At 32.1% G+C, this 16,672-nt stretch carries 13 protein-coding genes; 7 read left to right on the top strand and 6 right to left on the bottom strand.

From position 1 onward, the window contains the following. The first annotated feature begins 23 nt into the window (after positions 1–23). From B0A81_RS14995 to B0A81_RS14980, 4 genes are all read left to right on the top strand, one after another. Positions 24–548, top strand: a complete 525-nt coding sequence (locus B0A81_RS14995; protein WP_165768075.1) for an immunoglobulin-like domain-containing protein — start codon at positions 24–26, stop codon at positions 546–548. Between the two features lie 15 nt (positions 549–563). After that, entirely contained in the window at positions 564–1,097 is a 534-nt protein-coding gene (locus tag B0A81_RS14990; RefSeq protein ID WP_165768074.1) for a lipid-binding protein, read from the top strand. Between the two features lie 85 nt (positions 1,098–1,182). After that, entirely contained in the window at positions 1,183–1,917 is a 735-nt protein-coding gene (gene rlmB / locus B0A81_RS14985; protein WP_089058797.1) for a 23S rRNA (guanosine(2251)-2'-O)-methyltransferase RlmB, read from the top strand. 39 nt (positions 1,918–1,956) lie between these two features. Continuing rightward, positions 1,957–2,757: a DUF2490 domain-containing protein gene (locus tag B0A81_RS14980; RefSeq protein WP_089058796.1), complete on the top strand. Its 801-nt coding sequence runs from the start codon at positions 1,957–1,959 to the stop codon at positions 2,755–2,757. Between the two features lie 2 nt (positions 2,758–2,759). On the opposite strand, the gene B0A81_RS14975 is transcribed toward B0A81_RS14980, so the two are convergent. Together B0A81_RS14975 and B0A81_RS14970 are read right to left on the bottom strand one after the other, a co-directional pair. Next, positions 2,760–3,263, bottom strand: a complete 504-nt coding sequence (locus B0A81_RS14975; RefSeq protein ID WP_089058795.1) for a hypothetical protein — start codon at positions 3,261–3,263, stop codon at positions 2,760–2,762. A 52-nt stretch (positions 3,264–3,315) separates the two neighbouring features. Beyond that, positions 3,316–4,092 (bottom strand): rhomboid family intramembrane serine protease, encoded by a 777-nt coding sequence (locus tag B0A81_RS14970; protein WP_089058794.1) that lies wholly within the window; start codon positions 4,090–4,092, stop codon positions 3,316–3,318. A 159-nt stretch (positions 4,093–4,251) separates the two neighbouring features. Here B0A81_RS14970 and B0A81_RS14965 point away from each other — a divergent pair, with 159 nt between their 5' ends. Then, positions 4,252–5,529: a replication-associated recombination protein A gene (locus tag B0A81_RS14965; RefSeq protein ID WP_089058793.1), complete on the top strand. Its 1,278-nt coding sequence runs from the start codon at positions 4,252–4,254 to the stop codon at positions 5,527–5,529. Between the two features lie 13 nt (positions 5,530–5,542). Here B0A81_RS14965 and B0A81_RS14960 read toward each other — a convergent pair whose 3' ends face one another. Genes B0A81_RS14960 through radC form a run of 3 tightly spaced genes read right to left on the bottom strand, consistent with a single transcriptional unit; the run spans position 5,543 to position 7,671 of the window. Next, entirely contained in the window at positions 5,543–6,289 is a 747-nt protein-coding gene (locus B0A81_RS14960) for a hypothetical protein (RefSeq protein WP_089058792.1), read from the bottom strand. 2 nt (positions 6,290–6,291) lie between these two features. Next, positions 6,292–6,978 carry a YjjG family noncanonical pyrimidine nucleotidase gene (locus B0A81_RS14955; protein ID WP_089058791.1) on the bottom strand — a complete coding sequence of 229 codons (687 nt, stop codon included), beginning with the start codon at positions 6,976–6,978 and terminating at the stop codon, positions 6,292–6,294. A gap of 3 nt (positions 6,979–6,981) precedes the next feature. Beyond that, positions 6,982–7,671, bottom strand: a complete 690-nt coding sequence (radC, locus tag B0A81_RS14950; protein WP_089058790.1) for a RadC family protein — start codon at positions 7,669–7,671, stop codon at positions 6,982–6,984. Positions 7,672–7,830: 159 nt separating this feature from the next. On the opposite strand from radC, the gene B0A81_RS14945 reads away from it, so the two are divergent. Next, positions 7,831–8,463: a DUF1287 domain-containing protein gene (locus B0A81_RS14945; protein ID WP_089058789.1), complete on the top strand. Its 633-nt coding sequence runs from the start codon at positions 7,831–7,833 to the stop codon at positions 8,461–8,463. A gap of 104 nt (positions 8,464–8,567) precedes the next feature. Here the strand turns inward: B0A81_RS14945 and B0A81_RS14940 are convergent, their stop codons facing one another. After that, entirely contained in the window at positions 8,568–9,923 is a 1,356-nt protein-coding gene (locus B0A81_RS14940) for a UDP-N-acetylmuramate--L-alanine ligase (protein WP_089058788.1), read from the bottom strand. 214 nt (positions 9,924–10,137) lie between these two features. Here B0A81_RS14940 and B0A81_RS14935 point away from each other — a divergent pair, with 214 nt between their 5' ends. Continuing rightward, the gene (locus B0A81_RS14935; RefSeq protein WP_089058787.1) at positions 10,138–16,620 is read left to right on the top strand and encodes an alpha-2-macroglobulin family protein; all 6,483 of its coding nucleotides are present in this window, start codon (positions 10,138–10,140) and stop codon (positions 16,618–16,620) included. Positions 16,621–16,672 lie beyond the last annotated feature (52 nt).

Genomic DNA, 16,672 nt, shown 5'->3' with positions numbered 1-16,672 from the left:
CAAAAGTTACAAAGTACGCTAACATGTCTATTAATGGTGACGCACTTGTTGTCATGACACAAGGAGAAACCTATACAGAATTAGGTGCCAAAGCCGAAGCTGGAGGACAGCAACTTGAAGTTAAAACTGCTGGAACCGTAGACACTAGTAAACCTAGCATGTACAAAGTTAACTACTCTGCAGTGAATAGTGACGGATTTCCAGCCACAGTAACACGTACAGTTGTTGTTTTAAGTAACAAACCAAGCACAATAGACCTAACTGGTACTTTTCTTAGAAATGGCAACCCTAACGTCGTAAAAAGCTTAGGAGGAAGAAAATATACCTGTGACAATGCAACAGGTTACAATGTGGCCGATGACATGTTAACTATGGTATTCTATAACATAGATGACAAACAAGTATATGCGCCATACAACCCTAACGCTTCTGTATCTGGAATTTCAGCCGAAAGTAACATTGGAACCATTACCGACAAAGACAACTGGAGATGGGTAATTTATGCTTCAGCTGTATTTGGTACTGCGGAAAGAATATTTAAAAGATAATTTAATAAAATGAAAATGAAAAAATTAAAACAAAATATAACACGTATACTTGCTGCAATGCTAGTACTTACGTCATTTTCAGCTTGTGACGAAGTTGGAAACACCGATGCTGGAGGAACATCGACACAGGCTCTTGCCGGGGATTGGTTTGTCCAAACATCACTTAATGGCAAAGTAGTAATTGGTTATAAACGTATTTCTACTTACAATACATCAGCAAATGATGGAAAAGATATGTGGATTGATGATCACGGTACTATTTGGTTGTTTAAGTGCAAAACACCTGTAAATCTTGGCGCATCGACATTTGCAGGAAATAAATTAGTAAGTAGCGTTGTAGACGACGATCCTGATACAAAAGACGTTGTTGAAACATATGACATTACTGTAAACATTACAGACGGTAAAGTCGTTAAAAATGGAACAAAATCTACTGGAGGTCACACTGTTGACGCCATCTCTTTTAAAGCTGAATTCTCAGATGATCCAGGAAAAATCTATGAAATAGCAGGTTATAAGAGAACTGGTTTCGCTGAAGACGAACACTAAGCTAAATAAAGATTTTTATTTCAAAACCATCCCATTCATTTGGGGTGGTTTTTTTTTATATAAACAATATACCTATATTTGTCCTATGGAAAAAGAACATCAAATATTTGGCATTAGAGCCATTATAGAAGCAATACAAGCAGGTCAGGAAGTAGATAAAGTATTTATACAAAAAGATATTTCTGGTGAATTAATGAAAGATTTAATGAAGGTAATGAAACGTGCCAACATTAATTTCTCTTATGTTCCTGTTGAAAAACTAAACCGACTAACTCCAAACAATCACCAAGGTGCAGTAGCTACTATTTCACCGATTGGTTTTATCGATATAGAACACCTTGTAGAATCAACAATTGCTTCTGGTTCTAAACCATTATTTTTAATACTAGATCAAATCTCAGACGCTAGAAATTTTGGTGCAATTATTAGAACAGCTGAATGTACTGGTGTAAACGGAATTATAGTACAAAAAGCTGGTTCTGCTCCCGTAAACGGCGATACTGTTAAAACATCAGCTGGTGCTGTTTTTAATGTGCCTATCTGCAAAGTAGAACATATTAAAGATGCAATATTCTATCTTCAGGGATCCGGAATTAAAACTGTTGCAGCAACCGAAAAAACGGATCAGAACATTTATGATTTAGCATTAAATGAACCCGTAGCAATCATCATGGGATCTGAAGACAGAGGAATTAACCCATCTGTACTTAAGATCGTTGATGAAAAAGCAAAATTACCAATGTTTGGATCAATAGGATCTCTAAATGTATCTGTTGCCTGCGGTGCTTTTTTATATGAAGCCGTTCGCCAAAGAAGCTAAAAAATTTTGAAATAGGGTGGCAACTTAATACAATATTGAATGTCTTTAAAACCTGTTTATAAAATAATATTTAACAAACGTAGCTTAATCGTTGCAGCACTTTTCACTGCGACGATTAACTATGGACAAACAACAAAGTACAATCAATTTTGGGGCGAAGTTCAATTTAACAGAACTCTCAGCGAAAAATGGTCTACCGAATTAAACATTGGCACAAGCTACAGCAGTACCGAATCTTCTCCCAATATATTTGACGAAAACACACAAAGATCTCTTCGCGGATGGGCACATTATTACCTATCACCACGCTGGAAATTATCCTCTTTTGTCGCATTCTACAACAACAAAGATGTGCCTGAAATAGGTCAATTTCAATCTCCAGAATGGAGATTTGCTTTACAAGGCATTTATTATTTTCATAAAACAGGATATACACTCAGTACACGATTAAGAACTGAGCTTCGCCATATGAAAAATCAAGATGATACCTTTGAAAATGTACTACGATATAGACAGCAAATTAAATATATCAAACCAATAAATAGTAAAATTTTAAGAGAAGGAGTTGTCTACGCCATCGCATCTGATGAACTTTTTTTCAAATCTGGCACAAAAGTAACCGGACAAAGTTTCTTCGACAGAAATAGATTAAATATAGGAGCAGGATACTTATTCACAGAAGACACACAAATTGAACTAACTTATGCCAATGAATACTTGCCAAGAAATGACAATAATCAAATTGTAAATGCAGTATCATTAACCTTAACGTTCAACAACCTCCTGAAGAATATAGATAAAAAGATTTTACATAAACCTGAAGCTCCACACGAAGATTAACCTCACTTCTCCTCTTTTTTCAAAAAGCATGCAAGTTGTTTCATAATTGCATCTTTATGAAGTTTAAAGTTATAATCGCGCACAAATTCCGTCCCCTTCATATTGATTGCTGCGACAACAGCTTCAAACTTAGAAAATGCCTCTAGATCTTTATTGTCTATTAAATACAAAACCTGCATAATCGAATCATTTTCTAAATACTGTGTGTCATAATGAGTTAACTTATACTCTTTATGATCTGCCAGCTGAATAACTAAATCGTCTTTAATTTTTTTTCCTTCTTTTTTTTGAGGAAAAGGAGTTGGCTGAAGCGCCACAAAATAATTCTCTTTGTCAGTAACAATATTAATTTTTAGAGATTTAGACTTTGTTGTATAAAAAACAGCAGGATCAAAATAATATACCATAGATCCATCAGCCAGCACCCTATTTTTAACATCACACTGTGCATAAAAACTAGAACTGCAAAACAACAAAACCAAAACAGCAAATAATACTTTTCTCATAATCTCAAATAAATAAATGTGCCAAACAAAAATAACTAAATTTCCACGAAAACTAATTATTATTCTCCTGATTATCTACTGATTCAGTTTTAGTTACGATATAACGCACACCAATATCCGAGCTAAAATAAGAGCCAAACTCATCAATCTCATCTTCATTCTTTTCAGTATTTACAAAATTTCCATTCTCATCAAAATGCTTCATAAATGGATCTTCAAGAGGATCAAAATCAGGCTTCTGCCATTCATAAACAATAGGTCTTGAATATTCAGGTGTTTTATAAAATAAACTAAGCGCAAATCCCGTTAAAAGACCCGCTAGATGACCTTCCCAGGAAACTTTAGCATCGACATCAGGAAAAACATACCAAATCATTCCGCCATAAAGTAAAATCACCGACAATGAAAGCGCAACTAACCGATAATATTTTGTTTGAATTCCTTTAAAGAAAATAAAACTAACCAAAACATAAATTAAACCACTTGCCCCGATATGAAAATTTTCTCGGCCAATAATCCATGTAATTAATCCCGAAAACAAAATACCATAACCAATAACAGGAATGGTTTGTTTGGGATAAAAATATTGCAACGCTGCCAACAGAACCAAAAGCGGAATGGAATTGTTATATAAATGCTCTAAATTTTCATGAATAAATGGACTAAAGAAAACGCCCTGTAATCCATAAAAATCACGTGGATAGATTCCATTCTTATAAAAATCGAAATCAAATCTAATCTGAACCCAATAAACAATCCACAATAAGAGGACAAAAATTACTGGAAGGCCAATAACAGCATTAGAAAACTTAAAGTGGTTATCATTCATCTATATCAAATTGTAGTCTAATAATTCACATCAAAAAACTATCCAGTTACAATTTACTGATAATTTGTCAGTCAGCAAAAATTTCTTAAATCTTACTTCTTACTAAGTTCCGAACCTCTAAATAATAAAAAATACATTTGAAAATAGTAATTTTACAAAATGGAAGCACCGTTAGCCGAGCGTATTCGCCCACAGAAACTAGAAGATTATATTAGTCAAAGCCACTTAGTAGGTCCTAATGGTTCATTGACACAACAAATTTCTAAAGGAATAATTCCCTCTTTAATTTTATGGGGCCCGCCGGGAACTGGTAAAACTACCTTGGCACAAATTATAGCCCAAGAATCAAAACGCCCGTTTTATATTCTAAGCGCTATTAATTCTGGTGTTAAGGATATTCGTGATGTAATTGAAAAAGCCAAGCAAAGCGGCGGCTTATTTACAGCCAAAAACCCGATCTTGTTTATCGATGAGATTCATAGATTTAGTAAATCTCAACAAGACTCTCTTTTAGCGGCTGTTGAAAGAGGCTGGATTACTCTAGTTGGTGCTACTACCGAAAATCCAAGTTTTGAAGTTATACCTGCATTACTGTCACGTTGTCAAGTTTACATTCTCAATGCTTTTACAAAATCAGATTTGGAAGCACTATTACACCGTGCACTAAAAAATGATAAATACTTAGCCTCAAAAAATATTGTATTAAAAGAAACAGAAGCATTATTACGTCTTTCTGGCGGTGACGGCCGAAAATTATTAAACATTTTCGAACTTGTCATCAATGCCGCAGCCACCGAAGAAGTTATTATTACAAACGACCGAGTATTTGAGTTAGTCCAACAAAACACAGTCTTGTACGATAAAAGCGGTGAACAGCATTATGATATTGTTTCAGCCTTTATAAAATCAATTCGAGGAAGTGATCCAAATGGAGCTGTTTACTGGCTGGCAAGAATGATTGAAGGCGGTGAAGATGTAAAGTTTATTGCACGCAGAATGTTGATTCTTTCAAGTGAAGACATTGGAAACGCAAATCCAACAGCGTTTATTATGGCAAATAATACCTTTCAAGCAGTAACCACAATTGGATATCCTGAAAGTCGAATAATTCTTAGCCAATGTGCCATTTATCTTGCTACTTCTCCAAAAAGTAATGCATCCTATATGGCCATAGGAAATGCACAGCAATTGGTAAAACAAACAGGCGATTTACCTGTTCCAATTCATTTGCGAAATGCTCCAACAAAACTTATGAAAGAGTTAGGTTACGGTGACGATTATAAATATTCACACGATTATGCAAATAACTTTGCTGAACAAGAATTCCTGCCTGATGCCATAAAACAAACGGTTCTTTATAATCCAGGAAACAATTCGAGAGAGAATAGTAACCGTGAATTCTTAAAGAACCGTTGGAAAGATAAATATGGCTATTAAACCATATATTTATTTAAAATTTTACTGAAATCTTTTCAGAAACTAATTTGTCATTTTGATAATACTCAAAATACCATTGATTGTCTTTTGCATTCAAACTTCCTTGAACACCGTCTTTAATTGCAATAAACGAATCTGGACGTGAAGTTTTCAAAAGCTTCATAACAACTTTTGGAGTTTTATCAATTAACTGATATCCGTTTTCCATTGGCTGCGCGTATAATAAATTAGGATCAGAAACATCTGCCGTTGGCGTTGCTGCAATTCGTACAGCAGGAACTAAAGCTGTTGCGGCAACAACATTCTGCGCATTATTAGAAACAGGCGCAGCAGTTTTTCCACTGTATTTATATTTCAAAGCATTAACCGATTTAAAAGCATCTTCTAAACTTTCCTTATAGGCTGCCTCATAATCTTTTTCTTTACTTCTTCCTGTTTCAGATGTATAAATTACTTTTCCATAACAATCTTTAAACTCAATAAAAAGTTTAGTTACTAAAAATGCGTTATCTCTTTTTACATCAATATATAAAAGATCACATCTATCGCTAAAACCTGCAGGAATTTCTTCATTTGCATAAAAAGCCTGAAATCCAGCCTTAACTAAATTCGATTTAGTAATCGTTGCTAATCTATACTGATTATCTGTTTTTATAAAATCATATTTAAGCGGTATAATAACAGCCTTATAATCGTTAATCGATTGTGCAAATCCAAAGACTGAACAAAGAAGCAAAGTCAACAAAACTTTTAGTTTCATAATTATAAATATTTTTTAAGTTCTAATAAATGATTAATTTGTTTATATTTTTGAGGCACCTCAATGTTTTTAATATTAAAAAAAATAGCATCCAGACCTGCATTCAAAGCACCATTTACATCAGCATCAAAATCATCACCAATCATAATACTGTTCTCTTTTGATGTTTGTGCCAAATTGACTGCATAATCAAAGATAATACTATTTGGTTTTTTGACACCCGCCGATTCTGAATTTGTAATAGTAGTAAAATAACTGCCTAAAGCTGCATTACTAATCTTTCGATCTTGCACGTTTGCAAAACCATTTGTTATGATGTGAAGCTTATACTTTGGTCTCAAATACTCTAAAACCTCAATAGTTCCATCAAAGAGATAATTATTGTCCGGCAAAAAATCTATATAATCATTAGCAATCTGATTGATGCTCTCATCAGAAATGGTATAATTTAGAGCTTCAAAAGAAAGCTTCAATCTATTGTAACGTAATTCTTGATGTGTAATTTTATCTTCTTGATATAATTTCCAGCAAGCTTGGTTAATAGGAGCATATTTTTCGATAAAATCTCCAATTCTAACTTCAGAATACTTCTCGCTAAAAATTCGGTCAAAAGCCATTTCTGAGTTTTTATCAAAATCCCAAAGCGTATGGTCTAAGTCAAAAAAAATGTCTGTAATATTGGTATTCATAAATTAAAATATTCCTTCATCTACAAAACTATAATATTTTGTTTCAGTAATAATCAAATGATCTAAAATTTTAACATCTAAAATCTCTCCAGCCGCTTTTATCCTCCGAGTTATTTCTTTATCTGCCTCGCTTGGCAGTAAATTACCTGAGGGATGATTATGACACAAAATCAAGCCAGTAGCTCGATTTTCTAATGCTAGTCTAAAAATTAATCGTGCGTCGACAATTGTCCCTGAAATTCCACCTTTACTTAACTGTATTTTAGAAATCACTTTATTTGAATTATTCAGAAAAAGCACCCAAAATTCCTCGTGAGGTAATTCTCCAATAATAGGCCGCATAATTTCGAAAGCAATTTTACTTGATGTAATCTTTTTCAACTCAATGATATCCTCTGCCCTGCGTCTGCGACCTAACTCTAAAGCCGCAATAATAGTAATCGCTTTTGCCTCTCCAATACCGCGAAAGTTAATTAACTGAGAAATATCCAACTTTCCTAATGAATTAAGATTGTCAACACTCGCTAAAATACGTTTACTCAAAGCTACAGCAGATTCATTACGACTTCCAGAACCAATTAAAATGGCCAACAACTCGGCATCACTCAAAGCATCCCTCCCTTTCAGCATTAATTTTTCGCGTGGCTTATCATCATCTGACCAATTTTTAATAGGAAAATGATTTGATTTCATAAAAAGCATTATTTATCAATTAACTGAAAAACTAAATCAGCTTATTTTTCAGGAGGACGAATATATTAAAAAATAAGAAAAATCATTCATAAAAAATCTATTCTATTTATTTTATGTGTAATTTTAATTCGCTTTAAATAAAAAACAACTGTATTAAAAATGAGATCAATTTATACCATCATAATCTTACTTACACTCTTGTCTTGCAATCAAAAACAAAAAGATTCTTTAAAGACTCAAAATCTACAAGAAACTGCGAAAACTTTTGATCAAAAATTATCAAGCGCAGCTATATCTATAATTGATTCATCAATAGATTATGATCCTGCCTATTTTGCTATTCAATATCCAGATGGAGATGTGCCAGCAAATAAAGGAGTTTGCACTGATGTAATAATACGTTCGTATAGAAAACTAGGAATTGATCTTCAGAAAGAAGTACATGAAGATATGATTGAAAATTTTAAAGCGTATCCTAATTTAAAAAAATGGGGAATGACTAAAACAGATACTAATATTGATCATAGAAGAGTACCCAATCTTGAAGTGTTTTTTGAAAGAAAAGGTATAAGTCTGCCAGTAACTCAAAATCCATCAGATTATAAAACAGGAGAAATCGTAACATGGATGATCAATAACAAATTGCCTCATATTGGAATCATAACCCATAAAAAATCAAAAGATGGAGAACGAAATTTAATCGTTCATAATATTGGCGGCGGACAAGTTCTAGAAGACTGTTTATTTGATTATAAAATTGTGGGACATTATAAATTTCAATTAGAAAATTAGATAATATGTCAAATTGATTATTCAAAAATAAATTCAAAAAAAATGCCGATTGTTTTACAATCGGCAAAATATCTCATTATCAAATTAACTAATTGACATATTATCTAATTAATCAAACCTTTTACTTCATCAAAATTCAAGCCTCCGTAATTTCCAGAACTCATTAATAAAAGTGCTGAATTATCAAGATTTAAGTTAAATAAATACTCCTTAAATTCAGCTGGGTTAGTGTAAATAATTAAATCTTTTCTATTAAACGAAGTTGCAATCTGCTCATAAGTTACTTCTTCCAATTGTTTAATTTTCACCGCATCTGGAGAATAAAAAACAACAGCAACATCAGCATATTCAAGTGCTCCCTCATATTCTTTTAAGAACTCTGCATTAAGACTGCTGTAAGTGTGTAATTCTAAACAAGCAACCAAAGTTCTATTTGGATATTGCTCTTTTACTGCTTTTGTTGTCGCAGCCACTTTACTTGGCGAATGAGCAAAATCTTTATAGGCAACTTTTCCTTTTCCTTCTGCAATTTTCTCCAAACGTTTAGAGGCGCCTTTAAAACTTGCAATTGCTTCGTAAAAATCAGCTTCGTCCACACCCATATTTTGACAGATCCATTTTGCTCCAGCCAAATTATTTAAATTATGTGCTCCAAAAACTTCAATAGGCATATCGCCTTCTGGTGTTTTCAAAAGCGTTACACCATCAGCAACAGAATATTCTGGAGTATGGTAAGCCATTTTACGAATTGGGTTTGTCGCAGCTTCTGAAACTCTTTTTACTTCAGGATCATTTTCATTATATACTAAAATTCCGCCATTTGTTATCTTCGAAATAAAAATCTCAAACTGCTCTACATAATTTTCATATGTTGGAAAAACATTAATATGATCCCAAGCAATTCCAGAAATTAGAGCAATATTTGGCTGATATAAATGAAACTTCGGACGACGATCTATTGGAGAAGACAAATACTCATCACCTTCTAAAACCATAAAATCATTCTCTTCAGTTAAATGAACCATGGTATCAAAACCTTCTAACTGTGCTCCTACCATATAATCTACCTCAATATTATGATAATGCATTACATGCAAAATCATCGAAGTAATTGTCGTTTTTCCGTGTGAACCACCAATAACAACACGAGTTTTATTTTTAGACTGCTCGTATAAAAACTCCGGATACGAATAAATTTTCAATCCTAATTCCTGCGCTTTCAACAATTCAGGGTTATCCGCTTTTGCGTGCATTCCTAAAATGATGGCATCAATATCAGAAGTTATTTTCTCAGGAAACCAGCCCATTTCTGCAGGAAGAATTCCTTTCTTTTCTAATCTTGATTTTGAAGGTTCAAAAATAGCATCGTCACTTCCAGTAACCTGATATCCTTTATTGTGTAATGCCAATGCAAGATTATGCATAGCGCTCCCGCCAATAGCGATGAAATGTGTTTTCATTTAAAATGTTTAATCGTTAAACTGTTTCATTGGTTAATCGAAATAGCAAGTAACTAACAAAACTCAATTATTATTCTTCAAAAATAAGGAAATATAGATTGTATAATTTGGTTTTGAAGATAAATTGCTAATTTGTGCGAAAATTATCTTTAAATAATTTGAACTATTAACAGGCTTAAGTAAAATTTGAATCTTTATAGATTAAAACTCTTCCATGAAAAACATATTATTTGTATTCTTATTAATTTCTACGATTCTTTTTGGACAGCAAAATGACAAAAAATGGGATAAAGTTATTGCTCTTGAAAAAGAAGGTAAAGTAAAATCTGCCAACTCGATCGTTAACAAAATTTACAAAAAATCAGTTACCGAAAAAGATGAAGTTCAAATGATAAAATGCTTTTTCTATCAATCTAAATTTTTACAGGTCGTTGATGAAAATGCACAAACCAAAATTTTAAACAATCTTAAAACAGATATTAATCGTGTTTCAACACCATCAAAAGCAATTCTGAATTTGGTATATGCAAAATGTCTGAGTGATTTTCACAAAAAAGAACCTTACTTTTCGTACAATAGGACAGATACTACTTTTCAGGATGACAATTTTAAAACTTGGACCGACGCTTTTCTTATCAGCCAAATTATAAATTGCTACAAGAATTCTCTTGAAAATGAAACCATTTTAAAAAGCACTCCACTTACAGATTATGAAACTATTTTTGATTATTCGATTATAAATGATTTTAAAAATCAGACTTTATATGACTATGTTTTAACCGAAAATATAAATTATTTTTCATCAAAAATTTATGTCGGAGAAATTTCAAAGAATGAATTCTATATTTATAAAAAAGACTTACTTGGCAGCTCAACCGATTTTGTAAATCTAAATTTCGATTTTATAAAAAATACAGAACTGAAAAATGTATTAATACTATATCAAAAACTAGAAAAAACAAGTCCAACACTAGAAAATCAATGGAATAGAATACGGTTTTGTAAAAATAACATGATTACTTACAATACTGATTATCTCTATTTTTTAAACAATTTTCAAAAAAACACTGACAATCAAAACTTAATTCAAAAAATTCAATTAGAGAAAGCCTTGTTTTATTCTAGGTTTGCTTCCAAAAAAAAACATCCTGATTATAAAATTAAGGCCGTCGCTTTACTTGACAGTATTTTGGCTTCAAATATTCACTCGAATACATACAAACTTGCTTTACAAGAAAAAACGCAAATACAAGCTAAGTACTTATCCGTTCAACTTCAAAAAAACAGTTATATAGGCGAAAACACCAGAGCGCTTATTTACTACAACAACATCAATAAATTAAAAATATCCTTCTACAAAATCAATCAAAATCAATTATCAGAATTAAAAAGTTTCCCTTATAATGTAGACATTCGTTCGCATAAAATACTCGAAAATAAAAAACCAGTTGTTACTCAAGATTATATACTTCCTGAGAAAAAAGATTATTTTCAGTATTCAACAGAAGTCCTTTTACCAGCATTAGAAAAAGGCTCTTATGTAGCATTTATCGAAAGTGATTCTGACACGAAAACACAAAAGGCTTTCTCTGCAGATTTCATAAACATTACCAATATTGCAGTTTCAGCCCAAAAAGGAGCTTCAAAGGACTTGTTGCAAATCTTGAACAGAAAAACAGGAATGCCTTTAGAAAATGTAACTATAAAACTGCCAACCCAAACTCTTAAAACCGACAAAAATGGTTTAGCATTTGCCGAAAAAACAGAACCAAATTATTATGTCGATGATTATATACAATTTGCAACCTCAAACGACACACTTTCAATTAACAAAAGATCGTTAAACTACCTCTATGGTTCAAATAATCAAGAAGAAAAGCCCAAAGGAAATGTAAAACTATATTTAGACAGAGCAATCTACAGACCTGGACAAACGATTTATTTTAAAGGAATTGCTTTTCAAAAAGAGAAAAACATAACTTCTGTTGTAAAAAACACGTTTTTTAAAATTGTAATTATTGACCCAAACTATAAAAAAATCAAAGAATTTGAGGTTACAAGCAATGAATTTGGTTCTTTTTCGGGTGAGTTTCTTTTACCAAAAAATGGAAGAACTGGTAATTTCAACATAAAAATTGCTTCTCCTAAAGACTATCAATATGGTTTTGAATATGATATAAAAAAGCAAGAATATGCATTTTGGAACAATGCTGATTTTGAATATTCCCAAACTGATTTTAAGGTTGAAGAATATAAACGACCTAAATTCGAAATTAAATTTGATCCTGTAAAAGAAACCTATCAAATTGAAAAAGAAGTCAAACTAACAGGCTTAGCAAAAGCATTTGCAGGAAGTTCTATTTCTAATGCCAAAGTTGAATACCAAATCAGCGCAAAGTCTTTCGTTTTTGAACATGGCGGTTATTATCACAAAAACGGAAGAATTGAACCAATTTCTGAAGGAAAAACACAAACAGATTTGTCAGGGAAATTTGAAATAAATTTTATTGCTAAAACTTTTGAAGCTCTTTCTAAAGAAGATTTACCAATTTTAGAGTATATCATTAAAATTACTATAACAGATATTAATGGCGAAACTCAAACGGCTAAAACAGCGATAAAAGTAGGTTATCATGAACTCGTTTTAAATGCTTCTGTACCCAACTTTATAGTAACTAAAAACGAGAATAAAATTAAGATAACAAGTACCAATTTAAATGGCGAGTTTATTCCTGCCAATGGTGATCTTAAAATATATTTAACCAACTCATTTTCAAATAAATTCAAAGAAAGAATATTTCAACAACCAGAAATAGAAACAATCTCAAAAGAAGAATTTGAAAGATTATTTCCGTTTGAAAAAATTGAAAATATAAAAACCGATGAACTTGGGACTTTAGTTTACAGCAGAAAATTCAATACCGAAAAGGACAAAGAAATCGCTTTAGATTTTATGTCCGAATATAAATCTGGAGATTATGTTGTTGTTCTAGAAGCCTTCGATACTTTAAAAAACAAAATCGTATCTAAAACAAAATTGTCACTTTCTCAAAGTAAAGACAAACCTAATCCTTGGATGCTGATTACTGCACAGCAAATTAATAAAGATGCTAAAAAAGATGGTTTTGCAATTGTAAAATTAACCTCGACAGTGCCAAATCTTTTCATTAATATCTACGGCAGTTATCATAATATCTCTTATTATGAAGACAATATCAATTTGCAAAACAATCAATACACTATTAAAGTTCCTATAAAAAATTATTTTGAAAACGCAATGAACATAAGTTTTCAAAGTGTTTATGACAATCAGCTGCACAGCGGTCAAATAGATATTCCTTTAAAAACAGAAGAAAAAAAATTAGAAATAGATATTGAAACTTTTAGAAGCAAAATAGACCCTGGAAAAAATGAAAATTGGTCGTTTAAAGTAAATGCTGTTAGTACTTCAAATGAAGCTGAAGTTTTAGCTTCGATGTACGACAGTTCTTTAGATCAATTTAGCGAACAGAAATGGACGCTTCTACAATTTTACCACTTAAACTACAGCAGCGGTACTTTTAAAAGTGATATCGCTTCTGGAATCACAATAAATACTTTACAAAATTTAAATCCAATTGATGCAAAAATTCAATTGAACAACGAAAGTAATCCCAAATTAATGTGGTTTGGTTTTAACTTTAATGATTCGTTTACAGCTTACCAGCAAAGGGAATATCAAAAAGAATTGAATAAAAAACTAAAGAAACCATCAAATACTAAACTGGTTTTTGGAGTAATTACTGATGCTAAGAATTCACCAATTCCAAAAGCATCAGTTCAAGTAAAAGGAACGCAACGAATTCAAATCTCAGATAATGATGGTTATTATGAAATAGAAGCTGGATCAAATGAAGAACTAGTCTTTAGCAGCATTGGTTTCAAAGAACAATCTATCTTTCCTGAAAACAAAAAAAACATAAACATTAAACTTATAGAAGATGTAACTAATTTAAACGAAATTGTAGAAGTTGGATATGGAGCATTACGATCAAAAAAACCATTACCTAATGAAACTCTTGTAGAAGAAGATAACAGCGTTTACAATACTGCTGGAATTGATATAGCTTTAGAATTTGGAAAAATAAAAGAGAACAAAATTAAAGGCTTTGCCTCTAGAAATGCCCCGGCACCTCTATACATTCTTGATGGAGAAGCAGTAACACAAAATGATATTCAAAATCTCGATTCAAATGATATTGTTGAAATTGAAATTGTAAAAGATAAAGATGTCAGAGCGCAATATGGAGCTAAAGGCGCAAACGGAGTAATAATTATTACTACCAAGAAAGCTATTGAAGCTCTAAATCAAGTAAAAGCTAGAAAAAACCTTTCTGAAACTGCGTTCTTTCTGCCTAATTTAAAAACAGATTCTAAAGGAAAAGTAAGTTTCAATTTTACTTCGCCTGAAGCTTTAACAGCTTGGAAACTTCGTTTATTGGCTCATAATAAAGAAGCCGTTTCTGCTTATTTGGAGAAAAATGTAATTACGCAAAAAGAGCTCATGATTCTGCCAAATTTCCCTCGCTTTTTTAGAGAAAAAGATACTATTGTAATCAGCGCTAAAATTTCGAATATTACTGCCGAAGCAAAAACAGGAATTGCCAGTTTACAATTTTTTGATGCCGTTACCATGACACCAATTGATGTTAAGATGAACAATGCAAAAAACATCAAAAACTTCACTGCCGGTGCTTTTGGAAACACAACAGTAACTTGGAAAATTTCTATTCCTGAAAACCTGCAAGGTATTCAATATAAAATATTAGCAAAATCAGGCCGTTTTTCTGACGGAGAAGAAAACATTATTCCAGTTCTAACAAACAACATGCTCTTTACAGAAAGCATTCCAATTTGGGTACGCGAGAACTCCACAAAACAATACACGTTCGAGAATTTAAAAAATAATACTTCTTCGACTTTAAAAAATCATCAACTTACTTTAGAATATACTTCAAATCCAACTTGGATTGCCATTCAATCTTTACCGTATTTAATGGAGTATGAACATGAATGTTCTGAACAGACTTTTGCTCGTTTCTATGCAAATGTTTTAGCTTCAGAAATCATTTCAAACAATCCGAAAGTTGAGGCTGTTTTTGAAAATTGGAGAAAAAATGGAACACCAATCTCTAAACTAGAAGAAAACGAAGAACTAAAATCAATACTTCTTGCCGAAACACCTTGGCTAAATGACACGCAAACCGAAGATCAAAAGAAAAAAAATCTGGCTCTTTTATTTGATTTAGAAAAAATGAAAACTTCTCAGGAAGCCACTTTCGAAAAATTAAAACAAAAACAAAAACCTTCAGGAGGGTTTTCATGGTTTGACGGAAGCGAAGAAAGCGAATATATAACCAGACATATTCTGGCAGGTTTTGGGCATTTATCAAAATTGACTAAAACCAGCGATGTCAATAATAAAACGGACCAAATTGCAAAAAATGGAATTCCTTTTCTAGACACTAAATTTTTAGAACACTATAAAAACAAAATCAAAGACTTAAAACTTTCGGAGAAACTAATTTGGGTCAATCCATATTCTGATCTTCATTATTTATATACAAGAAGTTTTTATTTAGAAAAATATCCTCTATCAGATACGTTAAAAAAGACTGTCAAACTTTATTTGGAAACCGCCAAAAATGATTGGATAAATTATTCTATTTACGAGAAAGGGTTAGCAGCATTGACTTTGAATCGTTTTGACGAAAAAGAAACCGCTAAAAAAATCATTGAAAATCTAAAAGAAACATCATCAAACAACGAAGATTCGGGAATGTACTGGATTGCTAATAAATCAGGCTGGTATTGGTATCAGTCTCCAATAGAAACTCAGGCATTATTAATTGAGGCTTTCGCCGAAGTGAATAACGATAAAAAATCCGTTGATGCGATGAAAGTATGGCTGCTAAAAAACAAACAAACGAAAAATTGGCCAACAACAAAATCGACAACTGAAGCTGTTTATGCTTTATTAACACAAGGTACTGACTGGCTTTCTGTAAAAGACAACACGGTTATAAAATTAGGAGATGAAAAAATTGTAACTAAAAAACTGGCAGAAAATGAAAAAGAAGCCGAAATGGGTTACATCAAATTAAACTGGAAAGCCGAAGAAGTTAAAAAAGAAATGGCATCAATAAACATTCAAAACAAATCTAAAGTTCCAGGATTTGGAGGCGTTTACTGGCAGTATTTTGAAGATTTGGATAAAATCAAAAGCAATTCAGGATCTGTTTTATCAGTTTCGAAAGAATTGTATTTAAAGAAAAGCACATCAAAAGGAGATCAATTAGAAAAAATCACTTCAAAAAATCCTTTAAAAGTTGGCGACATAGTTACCGTTCGATTAATTATTACTTCGAAAGAAGACGCAGAATATATTCATCTAAAAGACATGCGCGCTTCTTGCTTTGAACCTATAAATGTACTTTCTAAATATCAATACAAAGATCGCTTAGGATATTACACCAGTACAAAAGATGCTGCAACACATTTCTTTTTTGATCAAATTAACAAAGGAACCTATGTTATAGAATATGATATTAGAGTAAATAACGGTGGAGAATTCTCTAACGGAATTACAACAATTCAAAGCATGTATGCTCCCGAATTTGCAAGTCACACTAAAGGAATTCGAGTAAAAGTTCAGTAGAAATTCTAAAAAAACAGGCATAAAAAAACCCGACAGATTTAAAATCTGTCGG

Origin of the sequence: Flavobacterium plurextorum (assembly GCF_002217395.1) — a bacterium.
GTDB classification, from domain to species: Bacteria; Bacteroidota; Bacteroidia; order Flavobacteriales; family Flavobacteriaceae; genus Flavobacterium; species Flavobacterium plurextorum.
This window is presented reverse-complemented; position numbering and strand designations above follow the sequence as displayed.

What these genes read in the sequence shown, in the direction of transcription:
- B0A81_RS14995 (WP_165768075.1), top strand. Translation starts at nt 24, where the DNA reads ATGTCTATTAATGGTGACGCACTTGTTGTCATGACACAAGGAGAAACC.
- B0A81_RS14990 (WP_165768074.1), top strand. Translation starts at nt 564, where the DNA reads ATGAAAAAATTAAAACAAAATATAACACGTATACTTGCTGCAATGCTA.
- rlmB (WP_089058797.1), top strand. Translation starts at nt 1,183, where the DNA reads ATGGAAAAAGAACATCAAATATTTGGCATTAGAGCCATTATAGAAGCA.
- B0A81_RS14980 (WP_089058796.1), top strand. Translation starts at nt 1,957, where the DNA reads ATGTCTTTAAAACCTGTTTATAAAATAATATTTAACAAACGTAGCTTA.
- B0A81_RS14975 (WP_089058795.1), bottom strand. Translation starts at nt 3,263, where the DNA reads ATGAGAAAAGTATTATTTGCTGTTTTGGTTTTGTTGTTTTGCAGTTCT.
- B0A81_RS14970 (WP_089058794.1), bottom strand. Translation starts at nt 4,092, where the DNA reads ATGAATGATAACCACTTTAAGTTTTCTAATGCTGTTATTGGCCTTCCA.
- B0A81_RS14965 (WP_089058793.1), top strand. Translation starts at nt 4,252, where the DNA reads ATGGAAGCACCGTTAGCCGAGCGTATTCGCCCACAGAAACTAGAAGAT.
- B0A81_RS14960 (WP_089058792.1), bottom strand. Translation starts at nt 6,289, where the DNA reads ATGAAACTAAAAGTTTTGTTGACTTTGCTTCTTTGTTCAGTCTTTGGA.
- B0A81_RS14955 (WP_089058791.1), bottom strand. Translation starts at nt 6,978, where the DNA reads ATGAATACCAATATTACAGACATTTTTTTTGACTTAGACCATACGCTT.
- radC (WP_089058790.1), bottom strand. Translation starts at nt 7,671, where the DNA reads ATGAAATCAAATCATTTTCCTATTAAAAATTGGTCAGATGATGATAAG.
- B0A81_RS14945 (WP_089058789.1), top strand. Translation starts at nt 7,831, where the DNA reads ATGAGATCAATTTATACCATCATAATCTTACTTACACTCTTGTCTTGC.
- B0A81_RS14940 (WP_089058788.1), bottom strand. Translation starts at nt 9,923, where the DNA reads ATGAAAACACATTTCATCGCTATTGGCGGGAGCGCTATGCATAATCTT.
- B0A81_RS14935 (WP_089058787.1), top strand. Translation starts at nt 10,138, where the DNA reads ATGAAAAACATATTATTTGTATTCTTATTAATTTCTACGATTCTTTTT.